Below are 22,905 nucleotides of genomic sequence, written 5' to 3'. Positions count from 1 at the left end.
AGGGGCCGTACAGCGAGGCTCTTTTCATGAGGCCGGACATGAGGCAGCCTGTCGGCGGGGCCGCAGAGACGCCCAGGGCAGAGGGATTTCCCTGCCTCCGATCGAACAACCATCCCAGAAGGACGAGAACGCTCCCATGGTTTCGAGCACACAGCGCAAGGCCGGACGCTGGACCGGCCCCTTCCTGCGCCCCGCACTGGCCGCCCTTTCCCTGGCGGTTGCAGGCGGTGCGATCCCTTCCTCTCCCGCTTTCGCGCAGGCCGTCATCACGGGCAACCAGACCACCACCGCCACGGTGGAGACCGTCGATGCCCAGACACGCATGGTCCTGCTTCGCGACCGGAAAGGCGGTCTGATCACGCTCACTATTCCACGCGACGCCCGCGACCTGCCGCGCCTCGAACCGGGCGACCGGATCAGCCTGCGTTTCTTCCAGACCATGGCCGCCGATATCGCCACGCCCGGATCGCCCCAGCCGGAATCGACCGTCTCCTCGGCCAGAGGTTACGCGCGCCGTCATCCTCATGGCACGATGGTCTCCTTCCAGCGTGAGCGCGTCCGCATTCTCGCGGTCGATCCTGCTGCCCACAAGGTGACGTTCATCGATCCTTCGGACATCACCCGCACGGTGACGATCCGCAAGAAAGCGATGCAGGCCCTTCTCCCGAGCCTCAAGGTCGGAGATCAGGTGGACGTGACCACCATGGACGCCGTGTCGTTCTCCGTACTGAACAGGACGATCAACGGCGATGTCTCGGTGACGGAAAAGGCAGGCACCCAGGAGACGCCGAAAGCAGCGGCGAAACCCGCACCCGGCCCCTGAGAAAGGACATCGCCAGCGCGAACAACACCCGCCCGGATAACGCTGGCCCGGATAACGCTGGCCGGAATATCGCTGGCCGGAATACTGCCCGGGGCGGGAGCGGATAGTCCGGAGAACCGGTTCCGGCACGTTACTCCACGTGGGGGGCGGGTGTCCGGGGGGCGTGCTGCCACAATCCGGAAGGCGGCGGCAGATGGGGCGAGTCGTCGATCACGCCATAGCCATCCGCCGCATAGCCACGATGCTTCACCGCGTGACCGGCACAACCGGATACCGCAAGACCGACCCCCGATGCCAGGACGATGAGGCGCGCAAACCGCCTCATGCGCCCGCCCCCAGCCTGAGACTGTCTGCGACCGAGCGGGCAAGGCGCGTATAGGCATGGGCCGCCTCGCTCTCCGGCGCCGAGAGAATGATCGGCGTTCCGGCATCGGCACTCATGCGGATATCCGTCAGCAGCGGGATCTCGCCGAGGAAAGGCACCCCCGCCTTTTCTGCCTCGTCCCGCGCGCCGCCATGGCCGAACAGCTCCGTACGATGGTTGCAGTTCGGACAGCAGAAATAGGACATGTTCTCGACCACACCGAGAAGCGGCACGTTCATGCGCTCGAACATGGCCAGCCCCCTGCGGGCGTCGAGCAGGGCGATATCCTGCGGGGTGGAGACGATGACCGCACCGCGAAGGCTGAGTTTCTGCGCGATGGTCAGTTGCGCGTCACCCGTCCCGGGGGGCATGTCGATGACGAGCACGTCGAGTTCGGGCCATGCCACATCGGCCAGAAACTGTCCGATCGCCCCCATGACCATGGGACCGCGCCAGATCATGGCCTGCTGCTCGTCCACCAGAAAACCGATCGACATCGCGTGCATGCCCCAGGCTTCGACCGGGATGATCTTGCCGTTTTCAAGGGCGGGTTTTGCCGAATGCCCGAGCATACGCGGCAGCGAGGGACCGTAGATATCCGCATCCAGCATCCCCGTACGGAGCCCGAGCTGCGCCAGACCGGCTGCCAGATTGACCGCCGTGGTGGATTTGCCGACCCCTCCCTTGCCCGAGGCCACCGCGATGATGGCGCGCACCTGGGGCAGGGCCTTGCCATCCGGTCGGGTCGGCTGCGGATGGCCCGGGCTGTTTGCAGGCTGGTCGAGCCGGAACGGCCGGTGCCCCTGGGGCTGGGCGGCTCCCGGCGCGCGATGGGCCGTCAGCACGAGCGTCGCCCGCGATATCCCCGGCAGGCTGGCGAGCGCCGCTTCGAGACGCGACCGCATGGGTTCGATCCGGGCCGCATTCTCCCGCGAGGTGGCAAGGGACACATGCGCGTGACCGTCACGCACCGCGACCCCCTCCAGAGAGGCGAAATTCAGGACGTTGGAGGTCCCGGCATCATCCTTGACCAGGCTGAGCGTCTCGAGAATCCGGCGCTGATCGGTCTCGTTGGCGGGTTTGTCAAAATCGGTCATGTTTGTCCTCTGGCAGACGGGGCCGGTCCGTGATCCTCCGGTCTAGCATGGCGGGAAGTGGATCGCACAGGCATGAGCGCGTATGAGCCGACGCAACGATGTCCCCCCGGCAGGGGGTGGCCGGTCAGGAGAACGAGGCAGGACATGAGCGAGGCCAGAACCGGAGTTCCCATGGGCTCCCCCCCCTCCGGGGGGGCGGAGACACCCACAAGACGGAAGCGGCGCGACCACCGTATCGACGCGTTGCGCGGCATCGCGCTGCTCATGATGCTTGCCGATCATGCCCCTCAGGACGTTCTCAACCGGTTCACCCTGCGCAATTTCGGATTTGCCGATGCGGCCGAGATCTTCGTGCTCCTCGCCGGTTATGCGTCCTGGCTCGCCTATGGACGCCTCATCCTGCGCGGGCCGCCGGACGGGGGATGGCTTGTCGGTATCGAGCGTATCCTGCGCCGGTGCTGGCGGCTCTACCTCTTCCAGATGGTCATGCTGCTCGTCTCGGTCGTCACCATCCGGCAATGGCGGCATTTCCTGCCGGTTCCCGTGGATTTTCTCGAGCCCGAGCTGGCACACGGGCATGACTGGATCTGGCATGTCCTGACGCTCGAGGCCCTGCCGAGCAATCTGAACATCCTGCCCCTTTATATCGTCCTGCTTCTGGCTTTGCCGCTTCTCGTCTTCCTCTGGACATGCTCGCCTTGGCTTCTGGCCGGATGCAGCGCAGCGCTCTGGCTGCTGATCAACAGCGATCCCACGCTCAACCTGCCCAACTGGCTCGATCCCGACGGATGGTATTTCAACCCCTTCGCCTGGCAGTTCATCTTCACCATGGGAATGCTGGCGGCGGTCATGGCAGGCAAGCGGGGGGGCAATCTGCCCGGCCCCCTCTGGGCGCGTCTCGCTGCGGGCGCCTATCTCGTCTTCGGTGCGCTGGAATGCTTCCCCTATGACGTCTGGAACCTGCCGAGCCTCCGGCCGATCGACGTCATCCCCCATGCGGACAAATCCGATCTCGCGCTCTGGCGCTGGGTCGAGGCGCTGGCGATCCTCGTTCTCGTCCAATCCTCTTCGACCGCGACCCGGCTTTCCGAGACACGAATCGGTCAGGGCCTCGCCATGCTCGGTCGTCACTCCCTCGAGGTTTTCAGCCTCGGGACCATTCTCGACCTGTTCGCCCGGCTGGTCATGAACAATTTCGGCGCAGGCTGGGCCATCCAGATCCTGGTCAATCTCTCCGGTTTCCTTGGCGTGTACGGGCTCGCCTACTGGCTCGACGGTCATCGCCGCCAGGCCGCTCTCATGGCCGGAGAAACGCGCGCGCAGGCCCGGGCCGAGGCAGAGGCCAGCAAGGCATCTGGCCCGGATGGCCCGTCGGAGCATGGCCCCGCGGAGACAGGTGACGCAAACCCATGAAGTGCGTTAGCGTGGCATCATGAAACACCGCTCCGTTCTCGCCGCCCTTATGGGAAGCTGTCTGTCGGCCGCGCCGCTCGCCCGGACACTATGCGTTCTGACACCGTGCGCTCTGGCGTCCTACGCTCTGGCACCATCGGCTCTGGCACCATACGCTTTGGCACCGCGCGCCCTGGCCGAGCCCGCGATCTCGCCTCCGGCGGCACGTGCCGTCCATGCCGCGCCGGACAGCTATGCCGATCTGGCTGCCAGACTGCTCCCTGCTGTCGTGAACATCTCGATTTCCGCCACGCTGAAACCGGGCGAAAGCGACGACGACGATGACGGGCCGGATGCGAGCCCGGAAGACGGGCCGCAGGTTCCCCAGTTTCCGCCCGGCTCGCCGATGGAAAAATTCTTCCACGACTACATGAACCGTCGCCCCACCCCTTCGGGGCCACCCCGCAAGATGCAGGCACTCGGTTCCGGCTTCATCATCTCGCCGGACGGCTTCATCGTCACCAACAATCACGTCATCAAGGATGCCGACAAGGTCTCGGTCACCCTTCAGGACGGTACGGTACTCCCCGCCAGAATCGTCGGTCGCGACAGCCGGACCGACCTTGCCGTCATCAAGATCGACGGCAAGGCCCCGTTCCCGACCGTTGCCTTCGGCGACAGCGACAAGGCGCGCGTCGGCGATCGCGTGCTCGCCATCGGCAACCCGTTCGGCCTGTCCGGCACGGTCACGAACGGGATCGTTTCCTCCCGGGGGCGCGATATCAATCACGGGCTCTACGACGACTACATCCAGACCGACGCGTCCATCAATCGCGGCAATTCGGGCGGGCCGCTCTTCGATCTCGACGGTCAGGTCATCGGCATCAACACCGCCATCTACAGCTCGAGCGGCGGCTCCATCGGTATCGGCTTCGCCATTCCGGCCAATGATGCGCGCGGCGTCATCGAGCAGCTGCGTCGTGACGGCCATGTCTCGCGCGGCTGGATCGGGGTCCGGGTACAGAATGTCACGCACGAGATTGCGGACAGCATCGGCCTCAAACCCGAGAAGGGCGCCATGATCGCGACCGTCGATCCCAAGGGACCGGCATCGGCGGCCGGGATGAAGACGGGCGACGTCATTCTCTCGCTCGACGGCAAGCCGATCGACGGCCATGCCCTGCCGCGTCTGGTGGCAGAGATCGCACCCGGCACCCGGGCGCGTTTCGGTCTGTGGCGCAAGGGAAAGACGCGCGAGGCCCTCGTGACGGTCAAGGCCTCTCCCGAGGCGCCCGACATGCCGCCCACCCCCGAGAAGACCAAAGGGCCGAGCACGCTCGCCCTGGCGGATCTCGGCGTGACCTTTGCGGCCATCGACGATGCGAACCGCACGAAATACGGATTGTCCGACTCCCAGAGAGGCGTCGTGGTGACCGATGTGACGCAGGACGGTCCTGCCGATACGCGGGGCCTCCAGCCGGGCGACGTGGTGACGGAAGTGCAGCAGATCGCCGTGAATGCGCCAGAGGCCCTTTCAAAGGAACTCGCGCGCGCACGCGCACAGAAGAAACATACGGTTCTGCTGCTTGTACAGGGGCAGGACGGGTTGCGCTGGGTGCCTCTGCCGCTTTCGGGAGACTGAGCGATGCGCTTTACCGCTCTGCTTCAGATCCGGGCAGACGGAGAAGCGCCCTGGAGGCAGATGGTCCGCACGCTCGTCGCTGTCGGGCTCTGCTGGGGGATAGGCATCTCTCTGGGTCTGGATGAAACGATCTGGGCGCTGATCACGGCGCTCATCGTCACGCAATCGAGCATCGACCAGACCGTCTCGACCGCACGCGACCAGATCGTCGGCACGCTTCTCGGCGCCGTCATCGGCACGCTGGCCATCACTGCGCGCCTGATCCTGGGCTTTTACTGGCCGGTCTTCGCCGTGGCTCTGCTGCCTCTGGCCTATCTGGCTGCGGTGCGCCCGTCGCTCCGTTTCGCCGGTGTGACCCTCATGATCGTCTATCTGCTTCCGTCGCGGGGCAGCAATCCCTACTGGCCGCTGACCGAACGCCTCACCGCCATCTTTCTCGGCGTTCTGGTCTCGCTCGTCGTGTCCTTCGTCGTGTTGCATGCCAATGCCCGCAGGCGGGGGTTTCTCGTGGCCGCGCGGATGTTCCGCGAAATGGACGATCTCCTGCAGGCAGCCCTGCGCCGGGAAGAGATCTGGAACGACCTCGAGAAGCGCAACGATCACTGCGCCCGCAATCTCATCACCCTGAACGAATGCGTGGCGGAAGCCTATCGGGAAAACTGGGGTCTGCTCGAGAAGCGTCATCCGATCCTCAGCGTTCTGCCCGCCCTGATGCGGCGCATGCTCAGCGATACCATGCTCGTCGCAAGGGCGATCAACGCGGGAAAGGACCGGGGCGGGTTTTCCGGCGTGGCCGGTCTGCATACCGGTCTGAGTCACGCCTATCGCGCACTTGCACGACGATGCGAGATCCACGCCTCGGGCAAGGCGACGGGAAACCCGGAACGCCCCGGACGTGAAGACGTGCTCAGCGCTCTGCCGACCCTGGGTCAGGATGCCCTGCCGGAGATGCATTTCGTCATCTCCCTGCTGCGTCAGGATCTGCGACGCGCGACCGATGTTCTCATGAGCAAGCCCGAAAGCCGCGCCAGGGATCTGCGGGAGATGATCGGTAATTAACCCGCAGAGGGGATGACATTGCCGTGAACCCGGGACATGGTCCGGACGTTGACCGGGGGAGAACAGCCCCGTTTCCCGCCCGCGACGGCCCGTATGCACGGGTTCGTTGTCCGGATCTTCTGCCGGGCCGAACTCCTGCCGGGCCGAACTCCAGCCTGGGAGGAGCGACATGTCCGTTCGCGATACCGGCGCTTCTGCCCTCTGGCCCTGCAAGCCGGGGGCATCGGTCGGGCCGGGAAAAGAGAAGCCTGAACCAATAACGAGGGATTTGAGCCTATGATCACCCGTGAGACCCTGAAGACCCTGCCCGACGGCGTCGCCGGTCCGTCCTACGATCTCGACGACATCAAGCCCGGAATCGTGCATTTCGGTGTCGGTAACTTCTTCCGCGCGCATGAGGCCTATTACATCAACAAGGTACTCGCACTTCCGGGCCAGCAGGATTGGGGAATCATCGGGGTCGGCCTGACCTTCGGCGAGCGTTCCAGAAAGAAGGCCGAGGATTTCAGGAAGCAGGATTGCCTGTTCTCCCTCACCGAGACGGCGCCCTCCGGCGAGAGCAAGCGCAGCATCAACGGCGCCCTGCGCGACTACCTCCTCGCCTCCCAGGGCTGCGAGACGGTCCTCGAGCGCCTGTCCGACCCCTCGATCCGGATCGTCTCGATGACGATCACGGAAGGAGGATACAATATCGACGAGAAGACCGAGGAATTCGATCTCGGGAACGAAGCCGTCAGGAAGGACCTCGCCAACCCCGGGGAACCGGCAACCGTGTTCGGCTATGTGGTCGAGGCGCTGCGCCGTCGTCGCGATGCGGGACACAAGGCGTTCACCATCATGTCCTGCGACAATCTGCGCCATAACGGCAACGTCGCCCGCAAGGCGTTCCTCGGCTATGCCCGCGCCCGCGATCCGGAGCTGGCGAAATGGATCGAGGAAAACGCGACATTCCCCAATGCGATGGTCGATCGCATCACACCGACGGTTTCCCCTGCCATCGCAGAGAGGCTGAACCGTGAAAGCGGCCTCGACGATCTGCTTCCCCTGGTCGCAGAGGATTTCACCCAATGGGTGATCGAGGACGATTTCGCCGATGGCAGGCCCGATCTCGAAAAGGTCGGCGTGCAGATGGTCGATGACGTGACCGATTACGAATACATGAAGATCAGGATGCTGAACGCGTCCCACATCTTCCTCGCCTTCTCCGGCCTTCTGCTCGGTTACGAGCATATCGACGAGTCGATCAGCGATCCCGACCTGCGCAAGCTGGTCGAGACCTATCTCGACACGGATGTCATTCCCACGCTCAAGGCCGCTCCCGGGGAAGATCTGCAGGAGTACAAGAAATCGGTCATTTCCCGGTTCTCGAACCCTGCCATGGCAGACCAGAACCTGCGGATCGGCAGCGATGGCGCATCGAAGGTCCAGGTGTTCTGGACGGCGACGATCCGCAACCTGCTTTCGGACGGGCGGGATCTCGACCGTGTGGCCTATGGTCTTGCGGCCTATCTCGAAATGCTGCGCGGCAAGAACGAGAAGGGCGAAAGCTACGAGCCGATCGAGCCGACCTTCACGGATGCAACCTGGAAGACCGCCCGGAGCGACGATTTCGAAACGGCGCTCTCGCTTCCGGCTTTCGATGGCTGGCAGAACCTCGACCATGCCGAGCTTGACGCGAAAGTGATCGAACTGCGCAAGATCATCCGGGAAAAAGGCGTCAAGGCGGCGCTGCCCGTCTGAAATGAGCGGGCGAAAGCCGCACTCGTGACAGATTTCTGAGGCAGGCAGGTTTTTCTGTGTCCCAAAGTAACCTATGGGCGTTAGGAAAATCAGATTTCGCCCGGTATTTTACCGGGCTTGCCGGAGATAGTCACAGTGCTGCGTCGCGATCTCGTCAAACTCGGTGCCGGCCTCTCACTACTGGGGGCCGGCAAGGTAGCAAGGGCAGCGGCGCCACCCGCCGCCCAGACCACGCCATTCGACAATAATACCGTACGCCTGATCGCCCAGAAGCTCTCGAAATCGGCCTACAAGGCGCCGCCGCAATCGCTGCCGAGTGCCATCGACAATCTGAGCTTCGACCAGTTCCGGGGCATTGCCTTCAAGGAAGACCGTGCGCTGTGGCATGGCGACAATCTCGCCTTCGATGTGGAGTTCTTTCCGCGCGGGTTTCTCTATCGCCCCCGCATTCTGATGAACGAGGTCGTGGACGGGGCGTCGACCCCGATTCCCTACGATCCCGACATGTTCACCTATCCCGATCCCATGCTGCGCGTGACCGACGATCTCGGCTTCTCCGGTCTGCGCCTGCGCAATGCGATCAACACCCCCAATGTCATGGAGGAATGCGCCGTCTTTCTGGGCGCCTCCTATTTCCGCGCCGTTGCCAAGGGTCAGAATTACGGTCTCTCCGCTCGGGGATTTGCCGATGGGACCGGCGATCCGAAGGGAGAGGAATTCGCCCTCTTCCGCGAATTCTGGCTCGAAAAGCCGAAGCCCGGCGTCGATTCTGTGGTCATTCACGCCCTCATGGACAGCCCTTCGGTCGTGGGTGCCTTCCGCTTCACCATCCGTCCGGGAGCGACCACCGTCTTCGATGTCCAGACGACGTTCTACCCGCGCACCGATATCAGCCAGGGCGGGATCGCAGCTCTGACCGGCATGTTCTATTTCGATTCCAACAACCGCAATCATGTGGATGACTGGCGCCCTGCCGCCCATGACAGCGAAGCGCTCCAGATGTGGACGGGTACCGGCGCCCAGCTCTATCGTCCGCTCAACAATCCCGTCGATCTCCAGTTCTCGGCGTTCCAGGATGCGAGCCCGCACGGTTTCGGTCTGATGCAGCGCCGCAGGGCCTTCCACGATTTCGAGGATCTGGCGCTGAATTACGAGAAACGTCCCTCGCTATGGATCGAACCGATCGGCGATTGGGGCGAAGGTGCCGTCGATCTGGTCGAGATCCCGACCCCCAATGAAGTCAACGACAATATCGTGTCCTTCTGGCGACCGAAGCAGCCGATGCAGGAAGGGCATGAATACGCCTATACCTATCGTATGTACTGGGGGTGGGACACGCCTTGGCCGACCGATCTGGCACGGATCGGCGCAACCCGTGTCGGCGCCGTGACCGACCATGCGGATGGCCGCATGTTCGTCATCGATTTCACGGGCAAGCCTTTCGAGAACCTGCCCCCGAATGCCGCCTTCCATCTTCTGCCGCAGTCATCTGCCGGAACGATCAAGAACGTGGTGGTGGAGCCCAATCCCAACATCAAGGGCTGGCGGACCACCTTCGAATTCTATCCGGGCAATGCCAAGCTGGCCGAGCTGCAATGCCAGCTCGCCAACGAGCAGGGACCGATTTCCGAAAAATGGATGTATCGTTGGACGCCGTGAGCACGCTTTCCGCAAAGGTCGCCCCTTTCGATTTCCTGCCCGCCGACGCCCCTCTGGCCATGCCGACGCAAAATCTGCGTCAGCGGCCTGAGACCTTCGGTCGCGACCGTCATCCTCCGACCACGCCCCCTCTGCTATGGCTGCGTCGTCTCGCCGTGATCGGCGGCGCCGTCGTGCTGACGGCCTGGGGCGCATTCGAGATGAACCGGGTGCTCAACAGCATGGGCGTCTCCACGCTCGGGCTGATCGTGCTCGCGCTGTTCGTCATTCTCGGCGCGTGGATCTCCCTCTCCTTCACCTCGTCTCTCGCAGGCTTCGTCTCGGTCTTGCGCCAGGGCGGACTCGGCCTCGGTATCGCGCGGGAGGGGCCGCTGCCCGATCTGGCGACACGCACGGCCATTCTCATGCCCACCTATAACGAGGACCCCGACCGGGTCCTCGTCGGGTTGCGCGCCATTCACGATTCCCTGGTCCGTACGGGCCGGATCGATGCATTCGATATCTTCCTGCTTTCCGACACTACAGACCCCGATGTCTGGATCCGCGAGGAGCGCGCCTATCTCGATTTCGTCGAGGTAGTGCACGGCCAGGGGCGGATCTTCTACCGGCGCAGGCAGAAGAATATCGACCGCAAATCGGGGAATCTCGAGGAATGGGTCAAACGTTTCGGCGGCGCCTATCAGCAGATGCTCACCCTCGATGCCGATTCCGTCATGGATGGGGGGCTGATCGTCCGGATCGTTTCGGCCATGGAGCGTCACGAGAAGGTCGCGCTCATCCAGACCCTTCCCGTGATCATCGGCGGGAAGACCCTTTTCGCGCGCATGCAGCAATTCGCCGGGCGTGTCTATGGCCCGCTCATCGCTCACGGCATCGCCTGGTGGCACGGTTCGGAAGGCAATTACTGGGGTCACAACGCCGTCATCCGGACACGCGCCTTTGCCGAACAGGCGGGGCTGCCTCATCTTCCCGGGCGCAAACCCTTCGGTGGCGGGATCATGAGTCACGATTTCGTCGAGGCAGCCCTGATGAGACGGGGCGGATGGGCCATTCACATGGTGCCCGGCCTGTTCGGGTCCTATGAGGAGAGCCCGCCATCGCTGACGGATGTGGCCATACGGGATCGACGCTGGTGCCAGGGCAATCTGCAGCACGGCAAGATCGTCCTCTCGCGCGGTCTGCACTGGGTCAGCCGCATGCACATGATGGTGGGCATCGGCGCCTATATCACCTCGCCGCTCTGGCTGCTGTTCCTGATGTTCGGCATCCTGATCTCGCTGCAATCGCATTTCGACAGGCCGGAATATTTCGGCGAGACCAAGACGCTCTATCCGCACTGGCCGCAGGTCGACCCGGTTCAGGCGAAATACGTGTTCATCGGCACCATGGCGATTCTCCTGGCGCCCAAGGCGCTGGCCTTCATCGCCGCCCTTTTCGACCGCGTCACGCTACGCGGCTGTGGCGGTGCCTTCCGCCTTGCGATGTCGATCCTGCTCGAAACCCTGATCGGCGGGCTTATCGCGCCGATCGCCATGCTGATCCACAGTTCGGGCGTGCTCTCCATCCTGCGCGGCCGGGATTCGGGATGGAACGCCCAGAATCGCGATGACGGGCGCGTGTCGCTGCGCGAGATCGCCCACGGATACTGGATCTATACCGCATTCGGCACGGTGATGGCGGCTGCGGCGTGGTCGGTCTCCTTCTCGCTCTTTTTGTGGATGACACCGGTCCTCGTCGGCCTGGCTCTGGCCATTCCCCTGGCGGCCCTGACGGCCAGCCGGGAGGTGGGCCTCTGGCTCAAGAGCTGGAACCTCCTCCTGATCCCGGAAGAAACGGCCCTGCCTCCCATCCTCCGGCTCGCGACCGAAAACGATCTGCGCCGCGCCGAAAAGGAGGCCATGCCCGATGACGCCCCCGGAGAGGCCTTTGCCGCTTTGCGCGCAAGTCCGCTTCTTCTGGCGGAACACTGCCGCACCCTGCCTGCACCGCGCAAACCCGGATCGGCCATCGACCCCAATCTTCTCGTCGGCCTTCTCAAACTGCGCGAGGCCCCTTCCGTTCCGGACGCGCTCGCCGTTCTCACCCGGCAGGAAAAGGCGGCTGTTCTCTGCACCAAAGAGGGTGTCGACCTGATCCTCGCCCTGCCCGGCTAGAGCGGCGTCCCGCCGTCCGGTCCCGTCTCTGGCCAGAGGCCGCGCGCGATCCGTTTGCAGCCAGAGCGACGAAAAAGGCCAGCCCCCGGGGGCTGGCCTTCTTGCGTTGCAGCACTGCCTGACACGAAACGCTGTGACCCGCTTCGCCCGCATCCGGACGAAGCCGCCCCGTATCCGTCGGGCTTGCGCGCTCGTGGCTTACTTGATGAACTTCTGGCCGACCTGACCGACCTGGGCGCAAAGCTGCGTCCGATGGCTCAGATCGAGGCTCGAGACGTCGAAGGGGACGTTGGAGCTGGTCTGGAGAAGTCCCTTGCCACCAAGCGAGTAATACTGGTCGTTCTTCACATCCGGACGCATGGCGAGCTTGCGCCCCACAACACGCAGGGTCGTGCCGTGCACGAGATGATTGCGCACGCAGTAGCTGGCCAGACCGGCCAGATTGCCTGCCCTGGCAGCATCGAGCGACGGCAGACCGTAATGATCCAGCACGCCCGGGGTCGCTGCGGTCGAGACCGTATTGCTGACAGCACTGCCGCCGACGGCCTGCATCATGTCGGTCGCGGCATGCGGAGCCCCCTCGCGATGCACAGGCACGGAACCGGCAGGCATTGCCGTGGACTGCGTGCCGGGGGGGACCGCCGGAGTGGGCGCCTGCTGCGCATGGGCGACACCGGTGACGAGAGCGAGGCCGCACAGGGCGGTCATGCCCCGGAGAATACGAGACTGCATTTCGAACAATCCTCAACCTGAAGAAAACGCGCGCCCCCGAGAGGCACGGCATGAAGGGACATCGGTTCGCCTGCGGTCTTTCGACCGGAGCAAGACCATGTATGTCTGTAACTTCCGGAGGGAGATCGGGTTTATTCTACTGGCGAAACAGAGGACGTGCAGGGATCGGAGGTCTACAGGATCCATACGATCGATCTCTCGACCGGTGCCCTCTGCGCCCCGCCGATCGAAAGCACCGCAGGGAGCTTCGCCCTCTCTCCGGACTCGCGCTGGATCTTCTGGATCTACCGGGATGACAACGGGCGGCCATCGCGCATCTATCGCCGTGCCCTGACCGGGGGCGAAGACACGCTCGTCCATGACGAGGCGGATCCCGGTTTCTTCCTGTCGATCTCGGTCTCGGCGTCGCGGCGCTGGATCCTTATCGAGCGGGGCGACCACGATACGAACGAGACCCTGCTGATCCCGGCAGAGGATCCCACGCGCAACCCGGTCAGCGCCTCCCCCCTCAGACGCGGCGAGCGCTATTCCCTGACCCACTGGAACGACCGGTTCATCATCCAGACCAACAGCGAGGGGGCCGTCGATTTCAAGCTCATGCAGACGCCTGAGAACAGGACCGCGCGCGAGAACTGGCAACCCTTCCTGCCGCATGTTCCGGGTCGCTTCCTTCTGGGCGTCTCGACCAGCCGGACGCAGCTTGCCTGGGCCGAGAGAACGGACGGCAATATCGAGATCCACAGTGTCGCTTCGGACGCCGAAGGCGACCTCAGGGCCGTCGCCCGGACCATAGGCATGAAGGAAGAGGCCTTCGATCTCTCTCTTCTCGGTTTTCTGGAATATGATGCGCCGATCCTGCGCTATATCTACGAATCGCCGACCACTCCGGCGCACTGGTACGATGTCGACACCTCCACGGGCGAGCAGAGCCTGCGCAAGATCCGGGACGTCCCGTCAGGTCACGACCCGGCGCTCTATGAAACGCGACGCCTGTTCGCCATCGCCGATGACGGGGCCGAAATTCCCATCACCGTGCTGAAACGGCGCGAGACGCCCTGCGATGGCACGGCGCCTCTTCTTCTCTATGGCTATGGCTCCTACGGCATCTCGATGGATGCGGGGTTCAGCACCGCCATACTGAGCCTTGTCGATCGGGGCTGGATCCATGCCGTCGCCCATATCCGCGGCGGATCCGAAAAGGGCTGGAACTGGTTCCTGCAGGGTCGCGGCACGCAGAAGCCGAACAGCTTTACGGATTTCATCCGGTGCGGCCATCGTCTGGCCGAGGCAGGTTATGGCCGAGAGGGGCGTATCGTCGCCCATGGCGGCTCTGCCGGCGGGCTTCTCATGGGTGCCGTCGCCAATATGGAGCCCGGGCTTTTTGCCGGGATCGCCGCTCAGGTCCCGTTCGTCGACGTGCTGAACACCATGTCGGACGACACGCTCCCGCTGACACCCCCGGAATGGCCCGAATGGGGCAATCCGCTCGAGGATCCCGCAGCCTACGATCTGATCGCGGGATACTCCCCTTATGACGGCATCCGTCCGGTCTCATACCCGCCCGTACTGGCCATGGGCGGATTGTCCGATCCGCGCGTGACATACTGGGAGCCTGCGAAATGGATCGCCAGACTCCGCGAGATCGCGACAGGCGGTCCCTTTCTGTGCCGGATCAACATGGATGCCGGGCATGGCGGATCGTCGGGGCGCTTCAAACGTCTGGAAGAAGTCGCCTATGTTCAGGCTTTCGCGATCTGGGCCATGAACCGCCGCCCCCTCGCAGATGGCGGAGAAGAGAACAGCCCGGCAGAAAGGAACTTGGCAGAGAGGAGCCAGAACGAGGACTCCCGCAGCGACTCCTGAGCGGGAGGAATTCCGGGCCGGGGCCTGGTACAGAGGCTCGGCGGAGCCGGGAGGTCAGTCCGCATCGTCCGCAACGGGGCGATGACGGATGGCCAGACACAGAGCGGGAAGCTTCGGCAGGGTCTCCGCCTTGGTGCGACACAGGGTTCTCGCATCCGTTCCGCAAACCTCGATCGTCTCGTCGAAATCGGATTCGAGCACGTCGCGGGCGACCGCGGCATTCTGGTTCGCGTTGTCCGTGTCCATATCGGCCACGATCTTCTGGGTCTTGTGCAGTTCCTTGAGCGCCTCGACGCAGGAATCGCTGGCCGAATCCGGATCGGCCTGGAGCACGGCGAGAATCCGGTTGAGCACGGAAGCCGGATCGTTCCTGGGATGCGAGGCTGCCTGTGCGGAGAGCGGCACAAGGATCGCCAGACCGAAAAGCGCGGGCAGGATTGTCTTCATATCGGGAAGATAAGGGGGATCGACGGATTTGACCATGATCGAAAAACCGCGTCCCACGGGCATTCTTCATGCGAGGCGCTGACTGTAGGAGTTGACTCTGACGAGGACGATGAGTATTCCGACCACCTCTCGCGGGCGCGACGCCCGTTCGTCATGCATGGCCCGGGAAGCAGATATCATGAAGATTCGCAATAGCCTCAAATCCGCCAAGATCCGCGACAAGGATTGCCGCGTCGTCCGTCGCCGCGGGCGCGTCTATGTCATCAACAAGAAGAACCCGCGCATGAAGGCACGTCAGGGCTGATTTCTGCCCGATGCCGGAACGGAGGGTACCCCCCGTTTTGACGCAGGTCGCGGCCCGGATCCGGGCCGTCACAAAGCCGTGTCTGCTTCTTGGCAGCGCGGCTTTTGTCGTTTCGACCGCGAATGCTGCGCCATCGACCCGATCCGGCCTGCCCGGGAGCGATCGTCCCGGCGCTGCGCACCCATCCCGCGGTACGTCTCCGGACGCGTCCCCGGATGCATCCTCCGGCACATCCTCTGCCACACCCTCCAGAAGCCTCAAGACCCTCCAGCAGGTCAGCAAGGCATTGCGCGAGGCGAAAACGCCTTCGGAAGCCCGTGCCCTCGAACGACGGGCAGAGACACTGCGTCAGAGACACCTCACACCCGCCACGCGGCTCCTGCTCGAGAAGGCCGACGCCTTCCTCAAGACGCATGACTATCGCAAGGCCGAGGCTGCGCTTGCGAGTGCTGTCGTTCTCCAGCCCGACAGGGCGTTCATCCGGCGCGCCCGCGCACGGATCCGCTATGCTGCCGGCGATTTCGAGGGCGCGATCAGCGATCTTGGCGTCGCCCTGCAGATGGATGCGGACGACCCCCTCTCGTGGCGGCTGCTTTCCCAGGTGGAGGAAGAACGCCACGATATCGGGGCAGCGTTATCGGCGGCGCGACAGGTGCTCGTCGTGGATCCGCAGGCTCATGACATCCGGAAGCGGATCACGACCCTGCAGGCGACCCTGGATGGACGTCCCATATAAAGCGCGTAATCGTCTCAACTCTGCCGCGATTCCATTGTTTGATAGAGTGTGAAGAAACAGGAGACCCTCATGTTCAGCAAGAAAAAGGCCAAGGTGACCGAGTTGACCGCACCCGGTCAGGAGAAAAAGGGCTGTTGCATCAGCAAGATGTGCTGTACGGCCAGGCCGCAGACCAAAGAAGCCATCATGGGCGGCCTGACCTTTCTCGGCATGTTCGGCCCGAAGAAGATCCGCCCCCATATCCAGCACCTTCTGGCCGTGATCGCCATCGCGACCTTCGTCATCAAGGCCATCCGCCCCGGGCGCAAGGACGAGACGGCCTGAAAAAAGGCCCCTGAAGCGGCCTGACCGGCCGACGGAAAGGCGCCCTCCCGGGCGCCTTTTTCTTTTCCGGAACGGGCCATGATGCGCATGAGCGCGCAGGAAGACGTTCAAGGGAGACGTTCAGAGGAACGAGATGGGATCGATATCGATATCCACCCGTTCATGGGTGGTGAGTTTCAGCCCCTCGAGCCAGTTTCGCAGGATGGGCTGCACCGCGACGTTTCGCCTCGTGCGCAACAGCAGGCGCCTGCGATGTCTCCCGCGCAGAATCGCGAGCGGGGCCGGTGCGGGGCCGAGCACCTGTATGCCGGGCAGATCGGGCGCCCTCGCCCCGATGCGACCGGCAAGCCCGTCGGCGGCCTCAGCCGTATCCGCACTGACGATCAGGGCGGCCAGTCTCCCATAGGGCGGCCAGAAGCCCGGTTTCCGCTGGGCCGCCTCCTGCGCCATGAAAGCCTGGTAATCGTTCGAGACGAGCGCCTGCATGACGGGATGATCGCCGAGATAGCTCTGAAGCAGGACCTGCCCCGGTTTCTCGGCACGCCCCGCACGCCCTCCTACCTGATGCAGAAGCTGCACCGTGCGCTCGGCCGCGCGCAGATCGCCTCCTCCCAGACCGAGATCGGCATCGACGACGCCCACAAGCGTGAGATCGGGAAAATGCCAGCCCTTGGCGACGATCTGCGTCCCGACGATCAGATCGACCTCGCGCGCCGCAATCTGTCTGACGGCCTCAGCCGTAGCGGAGGGCGAACCCAGCGTATCCGAGGCCATGACGAGAATGCGCGCCTCGGGAAAATGATGCCTGACCTCCTCGTGAACCCGCTCGATTCCGGGCCCGATGGGCACGAGACTGGCCTCCGCCGCGCAGGACGGGCAGCTATGCGGGAGGGGTTCGTGATGCCCGCAATGATGACAGGTCAGGATCTGCCTTGCGCGATGCTCGACGAGCCAGGCCGAGCAATTCGGACATTCCATGCGATGCCCGCAGCTCCGGCACAGGGTCAGGGGGGCGTAACCCCGCCTGTTGAGAAACAGCATCGCCTGATCCTGACGGGCGAGCGTCTCGCGCATGGCCCCGAGCAGCGCGGGAGAGAGAAACTGCCCGCGTTCCGGCGGGGCCTTGCGCATGTCGATCAGCGCGACGCGCGGCAGGGTCGCCGCCCCGTGCCGACCGTGGAGGACGACGTGCCGGTACCGCCCGGCCTCCACATTGGTGAGCGTCTCCAGACTGGGTGTCGCCGAAACGAGTATGACGGGGATCCCGGCAAGACGCGCCCGGACGATCGCCATGTCCCGGCCGTGATAGGTGACGCCCTCTTCCTGTTTGAACGCGCTTTCGTGCTCCTCGTCGACAATGACGAGGCCGAGCGCCGGAAAAGGAAGAAAGAGCGCCGAGCGCGCGCCCACGACGACCTGGGCCCGCCCCGCAGCGATGGCATACCAGGTCTCGCGCTTCTTCCTGCCTCCCAGCTCCGAATGCCAGAGAGCCGGCTGCACGCCGAACCGTCTCGCAAACCGGTCGGTCCACTGGGTGGAGAGGGCGATCTCTGGGAGGAGGACGAGGCACTGCCGCCCCTGCGCCAGACATTGGGCCACTGCCTCGAAATAGACCTCCGTCTTGCCCGATCCCGTCACGCCCTCGAGCAGGATGGTCGCAAACCCGCCCTCCCGCACCGCTGAGGAGAGTTCATGCGCGGCCTCTCCCTGCTCCGGCGACAGGCGCGGCCGGTCGAAATCCGGATCGGGCGTCCCGAAGAGGGGATCGCATGTCACGACCTCTTCGCGCAGCGCACCGGCTGCGGCCAGTCCCCTGATCACGGCGTCCGACACACCCGCCCGTTCGGCCAGGGACGCGGTCGTTGCAGGATGCGGACCGAGTGCGGCCATCACCCGTTGACGGGCTTCGGTCATGCGCAGCCCTTCGGTCGCTTCCGTACCGCGCACCCAGCCATGCACGACACGGGGGGGTTTGGTATGTCGGGCGCGGATCGCCATCGCCAGGACGAGCCCCGGCGGTGTCAGGGTATAGGCCGCGAGCCAGGCGATGAAACGACGCAGATCGCCTGGAAGCGCTGGCATGTCGAGTTTGCCCGATATGGGCTTGAGCCGCGTGCGCGCCACTTCCCGTGCCGGAACCGGCGCAAAATCGGCGGGAACATCGCTCTCGCGATCCCAGACGCAGCCCGTTTCCTGACGTTTGCCGAGCGGCACCTGGACGAGATCTCCGGGCGATACGGCCCCTTCGGGCGCGAGATAGTCTAGGGCGGTGGGAAAAGGCAGAGGAAGGAGCACGGCGATCCTCTCGGCTCTCTCGCCTTTCTCTCGCCGCTTCTCTAAGCTCTCTTGCGTCATGCTCGTCGCGCTTCTCCTATCGAACGTCGTTCTTACCCGAGACAGGACGTCTCGTCATGCGGATGCCCGAGCGGATGCCCGAGTGGATGCCCGACATGCAGATGCATGAATGCCTGTCCGGATGGCTCGACTGGCTGGGTCTCGAGCGGCGGGCGCGTCCCAACACGATCGCCGCCTATCGCAACGATGTCGTCATGGCGCTCGCCTTCCTGACGGAGCATCTGGGGCAGGAACCGGATCTCGCAGCCCTTGCCGCGTTGCGGACAGCCGATTTCCGGGCGTGGCTCGCCCATGACGCGCAGCGCTCGGAGCGATCGCAAGGCTCGCGCGACGGCCAGGCCCGGTCGCGCGCGCGCCGCGTCTCGGCGATGCGCTCCTTTTTCCAGTTTCTCTCCTTGCGACACGGGGTGAGCGCCAGCGCCCTGCGCCAGCTGACACCGCCGAAAACGCGCAAGCGTCTGCCACGCCCCATCGCCAGCGATATCGCCCGCGCGGCACCGACGGAGATGGCCGCCCTCGCCCATGACCCGCTCGGCGCCCTGCGCGACGAAGCCCTGTTCACCCTGCTCTACGGTGCAGGGCTGCGTATCGGCGAGGCTCTCGCCCTCGACCTGCGCGATCTCGACCGGGCATCGGAGGGCACCCTGCGCGTCGTGGGAAAAGGCGGCAAGGAGCGCCTCGTGCCTCTTCTGCCCGCCGTACTCGCCATTCTGCAGACATGGCGTCGCGCTCATCCGTGCCCCGCACCCGATGCCCCGCTCTTCGTCGGCCTGCGGGGCAAGAGGCTCCAGCCAGCCGTGGCGCGCCGGGTCATGCAGACATGGCGCGACCAGAGCGGGCTCGATCCGAGCGCCACCCCCCATGCGCTGCGTCATTCCTTCGCGACGCATCTCCTCGAGGGCGGTGCCGATCTGAGAGCCATTCAGGAACTCCTCGGCCATGCCAGCCTTTCTACAACCCAGGCCTATACCCTGGCCGATGAACGCCATCTCCTTGCCGTCTGGCAGGCCCACCCTCGCGCAAGGAAATGACCGATGCCGCGCCCTGTCCCCCTTGCGCTTGCCAGTTTCTGCCTCGGCGTGCTGCTTCACGGGACGGTCGCGCATGCGAGCCCCTGTACGCCCCCGGTCCATGTGGCCGATCTTCCCCTTCATAACGACGCCCTGTTTCTCAACGCACCGGTGGTTCTGGACGGACGGCAGGCGCGGTTCATTCTCGATACCGGCTCGGAGGGGAGTCTGATCACGCCCGAAGCGGCAGGCGCCCTGCATCTGACGCCGGATCCCGACCACGCCACGGTCATCCAGGGGCCGAACGGGCGCGGCCAGCTCGCGCCGAACATGCGCGTGCAGGCACTCGCCCTCGGCCCCGTGCCCATGGGATCCCGGGCGATCCCCCTGGGCGGATTGCCCGGTGTCCCGTCTCTGACACCCCCGATCGCCGGGCTCATGGGGGTGGATCTCCTCCATCGCTACGATGTGGAATTCGACGTGCCCCATGGGCGGCTCCGTCTCTGGAAACCCGCGCCCCCGGGAGACCGCTGCACGGCTTCTCCCGCCTGGCCCGCCGGATATACGGCCCTGGCGACACGTCGTGAGGGAACGCGCCTGACGGTTGCCTTCACGCTCGACGGCCATGATGGGGTGGCTCTTCTCGATAGCGGTGCGCGCTCGCATATCCTCGCACGCCGCTTCGCCAATGCCATGGGCATAACCGATGCCGTTCTGGCGCGCGATCCCGGTGGCGTCACGAGCGGGGTCGATCTGAATGCCCGCTGGTATCACTGGCATGAATTCCACGCCCTGCATCTTCGCACCTCGAAGGCGGGGCCGGATACCGGCACGGGAAACCCCGTCTGGAAGGATCCCGTCCTCACGGTCTCCGATCTGCGCGACAGCGCCGATATGCTGCTCGGCGCCGACTGGTTCGCCCAGCACGACATATGGGTTTCGTTCAGCGCAGGGCAGATCTGGGTGCGCTGATAACGATCCGGCGTGCCCGGGCAGCTATCGGGGAGCCGGAGCCGCGAACGCCCCCCGGGGAAAACGCCTCGATCAGGGGGTCGGGCCGGAAACCGGGCCGGGCTTCGAAAACACGCGGTTGAGAAGGGCAGCGAGACGCACCCCCGCCTGTTCGAGCCGTGTCTCGATAACCGGGAGCGTCCGGTCGCTATAGGTCTCTCCGAGAGACAATTCGCGCCCTTGCGACCCCGCGCCGTCCGATCCCGCACCTTCCGGCAGGAGCCCATAGGCCACGGTCCGGGCCAGACCGTGGCTTTCATTGGTCCAGGTCACGACCGCATCACGGACTGCCCCCCGTCCCGGATCCTCCGTCAGACCGGAGGACCAGTAGGCTGCCTGTCCGGGCGTGATCTGTGCGTCGAGACGCTCCGCCTCCGCACGCGCGCGGGCGAAATCGATGGTATAATGCGGCCCGACCACGAGATGACGGGCCCGGTCCATGATTCCCTCATCCCACAGGGAATGCAGGTTCTCGTGACCGTTCCGGTCATCGCCGAAGAAAGAGACCTTTACGGCATTGCCGCCCTTGTCGTGATCGCGCTCCGCGGCATGGAGCGGCTGATGAAGATCCCCTGCGAGATGCACGATCCATTTGAGCGCAGCGAGCCGTTTCGCCTCCGGAGCGGACCGGTCGGCCAGAACATGCGCCATTTCGGGCAGTTTCTCGGTCACGCAGATATCGTCCGCACAGTCCCGCGCCTTGTCATAGGTCGAAAAAGCGACGTCGGTATCGACATAATGCCAGGGGAGCGTCTGGGGCAGCCCGCCTTTCGCCACCGGCACATGCCCGATCGTATCGGGCCAGGAGGCCACCCGGTCGAGCGTCCGGTAATGCTCGAGAGCGAGAAGCGCCTGCACAGAGTGCGTGGCTTCGGGAGAGAGACGGCTTTGCGCGATATCGGCCACGATCGCATGGCCGTACGGCCCCCAGGCGAACGCCTCGCGCGGCGTCATCGCTAGCAGGCCGATGGAGGAGAGTGCCATGAAGGCACCGGACAGACGCCTGGATCGGAAGAAAAGCGCGGACATCGGACCTCGAAACGTTCCATGGGGGAGAAACCGACACGTCTCACCCTGCGGCCCGGCATGCAAGAGATGTTACGATGACAGCGTCTTCCCCGCGACGAGACCGGCGGACCATCCTGCCTGCCAGGACGTGCCCGGCGCCAGATGGAGCAGGCCCGGCTTCTCCTCGAACGGACCGGTGAAAGCCGCGGGGCTGGCATAGCCCTGCCACGGTTCGAGGCAGAGGAAATCCGATCCCGGTTTCATCCAGACGCCCAGCTGTTCGAAACCGTGCCATGCGAAAGCAAGTCCGTCTCCCCGATCTGCGCCGAACAGGAGCTTCCGGCTCTGCGGATGCATGAAAATGAGCGCATCCTCCTCGAAGAGACCGTCATTCAGCGCCAGCTCCCGCCCCTTCACGGGATTCGGCCGCGACCAGTCCACGATAAGTCCCGCCTCGAGCCGCGCCAGGGGCGCGTGCTCCTCCTTCTCGAAACGAAGAATGTAATCGGTCTTGGCCGTATCCGGGACGAAGGGCCACACGAAAGCGGGATGCGCCCCCAGAGAGGCATGAAGCGTTCCGCGCGTATCGGGATTGGTCAGATCGTAGCTGACATGAAGTCCCGTCTCGTCCAGCGCGTAACGCAGGGTGAGCCGGAAAGCGAAAGGAAAGAGCGCTCGACTGGTCGGATCGTCCTCGAGCACGAGCGTGCATCCCGTCTCGCTCCGCTCGGCCCAGCGAAACACCCTGTCACGGGCGAAACCGTGCTGGGTCAGCGTATAATCGAGACCGTCGATCAAGGCATGGTTATCGTGCACCCTGCCGATGATGGGAAAGAGCACGGGAGAATGACGCGGCCACGCGCCACCGGTCCAGATGAGCTCCCGACCTGTCCGATCGCGCAAGGAGCAGAGTTCGGCACCGAGCGCTGTGACGCGGGCAGTATAGCCTTCATTGCCGAAGGTGTGACTCTCAGACGCCATGATCGAAATCTCCTCTCGCCTCGCCGCCCGCAATCCGTGACAGATATCGGGGCTCAGGGCGAGCCGAGTTTCCTGAAATCCTGCTCAGGATCAAGAGACTGTTTTGACGGCATCGTTCAAACAGCCGTGGCGCGCCATGAATGCGGGGCAGACCCGGCATCACCAGGGCCCCCGCGAGAGGCGTTACTGCCCCCGGATACATCCC

The 22,905-nt window shown here is 64.4% G+C and carries 20 protein-coding genes; 13 read left to right on the top strand and 7 right to left on the bottom strand.

Annotated elements, in window-relative coordinates; genetic code table 11:
- Positions 1 to 136: 136 nt before the first annotated feature.
- Entirely contained in the window at positions 137 to 823 is a 687-nt protein-coding gene (locus tag SSA02_RS09840) for a preprotein translocase subunit YajC (RefSeq protein WP_246103818.1), read from the top strand.
- 130 nt (positions 824 to 953) lie between these two features.
- Here SSA02_RS09840 and SSA02_RS09835 read toward each other — a convergent pair whose 3' ends face one another.
- Positions 954 to 1,148 (bottom strand): hypothetical protein, encoded by a 195-nt coding sequence (locus SSA02_RS09835; RefSeq protein WP_147093878.1) that lies wholly within the window; start codon positions 1,146 to 1,148, stop codon positions 954 to 956.
- Positions 1,145 to 2,284: an Mrp/NBP35 family ATP-binding protein gene (locus tag SSA02_RS09830; RefSeq protein WP_147093877.1), complete on the bottom strand. Its 1,140-nt coding sequence runs from the start codon at positions 2,282 to 2,284 to the stop codon at positions 1,145 to 1,147. The genes SSA02_RS09835 and SSA02_RS09830 overlap by 4 nt, the downstream gene beginning before the upstream one ends.
- Before the next feature lie 144 nt (positions 2,285 to 2,428).
- On the opposite strand from SSA02_RS09830, the gene SSA02_RS09825 reads away from it, so the two are divergent.
- From SSA02_RS09825 to mdoH, 6 genes are all read left to right on the top strand, one after another.
- Complete coding sequence (locus tag SSA02_RS09825; RefSeq protein WP_246103817.1) at positions 2,429 to 3,697, top strand: OpgC family protein; 1,269 nt, start codon at positions 2,429 to 2,431, stop codon at positions 3,695 to 3,697.
- Between the two features lie 49 nt (positions 3,698 to 3,746).
- Positions 3,747 to 5,318 carry a Do family serine endopeptidase gene (locus SSA02_RS09820; protein ID WP_371859211.1) on the top strand — a complete coding sequence of 524 codons (1,572 nt, stop codon included), beginning with the start codon at positions 3,747 to 3,749 and terminating at the stop codon, positions 5,316 to 5,318.
- 3 nt (positions 5,319 to 5,321) lie between these two features.
- The gene (locus tag SSA02_RS09815) at positions 5,322 to 6,377 is read left to right on the top strand and encodes an FUSC family protein (RefSeq protein WP_147093875.1); all 1,056 of its coding nucleotides are present in this window, start codon (positions 5,322 to 5,324) and stop codon (positions 6,375 to 6,377) included.
- A 276-nt stretch (positions 6,378 to 6,653) separates the two neighbouring features.
- A complete protein-coding gene (locus tag SSA02_RS09810) occupies positions 6,654 to 8,117 on the top strand; it encodes a mannitol dehydrogenase family protein (RefSeq protein WP_147093874.1) in 1,464 nt (487 codons plus the stop codon).
- A gap of 135 nt (positions 8,118 to 8,252) precedes the next feature.
- Positions 8,253 to 9,776: a glucan biosynthesis protein gene (locus SSA02_RS09805; RefSeq protein WP_147093873.1), complete on the top strand. Its 1,524-nt coding sequence runs from the start codon at positions 8,253 to 8,255 to the stop codon at positions 9,774 to 9,776.
- Positions 9,752 to 11,929 carry a glucans biosynthesis glucosyltransferase MdoH gene (mdoH, locus tag SSA02_RS09800; protein WP_147093872.1) on the top strand — a complete coding sequence of 726 codons (2,178 nt, stop codon included), beginning with the start codon at positions 9,752 to 9,754 and terminating at the stop codon, positions 11,927 to 11,929. The genes SSA02_RS09805 and mdoH overlap by 25 nt, the downstream gene beginning before the upstream one ends.
- Positions 11,930 to 12,127: 198 nt before the next feature.
- Here mdoH and SSA02_RS09795 read toward each other — a convergent pair whose 3' ends face one another.
- Positions 12,128 to 12,661 (bottom strand): DUF2501 domain-containing protein, encoded by a 534-nt coding sequence (locus SSA02_RS09795; RefSeq protein WP_147093871.1) that lies wholly within the window; start codon positions 12,659 to 12,661, stop codon positions 12,128 to 12,130.
- 156 nt (positions 12,662 to 12,817) lie between these two features.
- On the opposite strand from SSA02_RS09795, the gene SSA02_RS09790 reads away from it, so the two are divergent.
- Positions 12,818 to 14,524, top strand: a complete 1,707-nt coding sequence (locus tag SSA02_RS09790; protein WP_147093870.1) for a S9 family peptidase — start codon at positions 12,818 to 12,820, stop codon at positions 14,522 to 14,524.
- Positions 14,525 to 14,578: 54 nt separating this feature from the next.
- Here SSA02_RS09790 and SSA02_RS09785 read toward each other — a convergent pair whose 3' ends face one another.
- Positions 14,579 to 15,028 carry a hypothetical protein gene (locus tag SSA02_RS09785; RefSeq protein WP_147093869.1) on the bottom strand — a complete coding sequence of 150 codons (450 nt, stop codon included), beginning with the start codon at positions 15,026 to 15,028 and terminating at the stop codon, positions 14,579 to 14,581.
- A 121-nt stretch (positions 15,029 to 15,149) separates the two neighbouring features.
- On the opposite strand from SSA02_RS09785, the gene ykgO reads away from it, so the two are divergent.
- From ykgO to SSA02_RS09770, 3 genes are all read left to right on the top strand, one after another.
- Positions 15,150 to 15,275 carry a type B 50S ribosomal protein L36 gene (ykgO, locus tag SSA02_RS09780; protein ID WP_025886195.1) on the top strand — a complete coding sequence of 42 codons (126 nt, stop codon included), beginning with the start codon at positions 15,150 to 15,152 and terminating at the stop codon, positions 15,273 to 15,275.
- A 37-nt stretch (positions 15,276 to 15,312) separates the two neighbouring features.
- On the top strand, positions 15,313 to 16,011 hold the full coding sequence (locus SSA02_RS09775) for a tetratricopeptide repeat protein (RefSeq protein ID WP_147093868.1): 699 nt from the start codon (positions 15,313 to 15,315) through the stop codon (positions 16,009 to 16,011).
- A 69-nt stretch (positions 16,012 to 16,080) separates the two neighbouring features.
- A complete protein-coding gene (locus SSA02_RS09770) occupies positions 16,081 to 16,335 on the top strand; it encodes a hypothetical protein (protein WP_147093867.1) in 255 nt (84 codons plus the stop codon).
- Positions 16,336 to 16,455: 120 nt separating this feature from the next.
- On the opposite strand, the gene SSA02_RS09765 is transcribed toward SSA02_RS09770, so the two are convergent.
- Entirely contained in the window at positions 16,456 to 18,690 is a 2,235-nt protein-coding gene (locus SSA02_RS09765; RefSeq protein WP_147093866.1) for a primosomal protein N', read from the bottom strand.
- Between the two features lie 95 nt (positions 18,691 to 18,785).
- Between SSA02_RS09765 and SSA02_RS09760 the strand changes: the two genes are divergently transcribed.
- Positions 18,786 to 19,721, top strand: a complete 936-nt coding sequence (locus tag SSA02_RS09760; RefSeq protein ID WP_147093955.1) for a tyrosine recombinase XerC — start codon at positions 18,786 to 18,788, stop codon at positions 19,719 to 19,721.
- Between the two features lie 3 nt (positions 19,722 to 19,724).
- Positions 19,725 to 20,672, top strand: a complete 948-nt coding sequence (locus SSA02_RS09755; RefSeq protein WP_147093865.1) for an aspartyl protease family protein — start codon at positions 19,725 to 19,727, stop codon at positions 20,670 to 20,672.
- Positions 20,673 to 20,744: 72 nt separating this feature from the next.
- On the opposite strand, the gene SSA02_RS09750 is transcribed toward SSA02_RS09755, so the two are convergent.
- Entirely contained in the window at positions 20,745 to 21,695 is a 951-nt protein-coding gene (locus tag SSA02_RS09750; RefSeq protein WP_246103816.1) for a S1/P1 nuclease, read from the bottom strand.
- Between the two features lie 114 nt (positions 21,696 to 21,809).
- Positions 21,810 to 22,700, bottom strand: coding sequence for an aldose 1-epimerase family protein (locus tag SSA02_RS09745; RefSeq protein ID WP_147093864.1), 891 nt, complete (start codon positions 22,698 to 22,700; stop codon positions 21,810 to 21,812).
- Positions 22,701 to 22,905: the final 205 nt, after the last annotated feature.

The sequence above is a fragment of the Swaminathania salitolerans genome, from assembly GCF_007988945.1.
Classification (GTDB): Bacteria; Pseudomonadota; Alphaproteobacteria; order Acetobacterales; family Acetobacteraceae; genus Swaminathania; species Swaminathania salitolerans.
Note: the sequence above shows the minus strand (reverse complement) of the source record. Positions and strands in the feature narration are given on the sequence as shown.

Excerpts from the sequence above, each read along its gene's own strand:
- SSA02_RS09840 (WP_246103818.1), top strand. The coding sequence starts at position 137 with ATGGTTTCGAGCACACAGCGCAAGGCCGGACGCTGGACCGGCCCCTTC.
- SSA02_RS09835 (WP_147093878.1), bottom strand. The coding sequence starts at position 1,148 with ATGAGGCGGTTTGCGCGCCTCATCGTCCTGGCATCGGGGGTCGGTCTT.
- SSA02_RS09830 (WP_147093877.1), bottom strand. The coding sequence starts at position 2,284 with ATGACCGATTTTGACAAACCCGCCAACGAGACCGATCAGCGCCGGATT.
- SSA02_RS09825 (WP_246103817.1), top strand. The coding sequence starts at position 2,429 with ATGAGCGAGGCCAGAACCGGAGTTCCCATGGGCTCCCCCCCCTCCGGG.
- SSA02_RS09820 (WP_371859211.1), top strand. The coding sequence starts at position 3,747 with ATGGGAAGCTGTCTGTCGGCCGCGCCGCTCGCCCGGACACTATGCGTT.
- SSA02_RS09815 (WP_147093875.1), top strand. The coding sequence starts at position 5,322 with ATGCGCTTTACCGCTCTGCTTCAGATCCGGGCAGACGGAGAAGCGCCC.
- SSA02_RS09810 (WP_147093874.1), top strand. The coding sequence starts at position 6,654 with ATGATCACCCGTGAGACCCTGAAGACCCTGCCCGACGGCGTCGCCGGT.
- mdoH (WP_147093872.1), top strand. The coding sequence starts at position 9,752 with ATGGATGTATCGTTGGACGCCGTGAGCACGCTTTCCGCAAAGGTCGCC.
- SSA02_RS09795 (WP_147093871.1), bottom strand. The coding sequence starts at position 12,661 with ATGCAGTCTCGTATTCTCCGGGGCATGACCGCCCTGTGCGGCCTCGCT.
- ykgO (WP_025886195.1), top strand. The coding sequence starts at position 15,150 with ATGAAGATTCGCAATAGCCTCAAATCCGCCAAGATCCGCGACAAGGAT.
- SSA02_RS09770 (WP_147093867.1), top strand. The coding sequence starts at position 16,081 with ATGTTCAGCAAGAAAAAGGCCAAGGTGACCGAGTTGACCGCACCCGGT.
- SSA02_RS09765 (WP_147093866.1), bottom strand. The coding sequence starts at position 18,690 with ATGACGCAAGAGAGCTTAGAGAAGCGGCGAGAGAAAGGCGAGAGAGCC.
- SSA02_RS09760 (WP_147093955.1), top strand. The coding sequence starts at position 18,786 with ATGCAGATGCATGAATGCCTGTCCGGATGGCTCGACTGGCTGGGTCTC.
- SSA02_RS09755 (WP_147093865.1), top strand. The coding sequence starts at position 19,725 with ATGCCGCGCCCTGTCCCCCTTGCGCTTGCCAGTTTCTGCCTCGGCGTG.
- SSA02_RS09750 (WP_246103816.1), bottom strand. The coding sequence starts at position 21,695 with ATGGCACTCTCCTCCATCGGCCTGCTAGCGATGACGCCGCGCGAGGCG.
- SSA02_RS09745 (WP_147093864.1), bottom strand. The coding sequence starts at position 22,700 with ATGGCGTCTGAGAGTCACACCTTCGGCAATGAAGGCTATACTGCCCGC.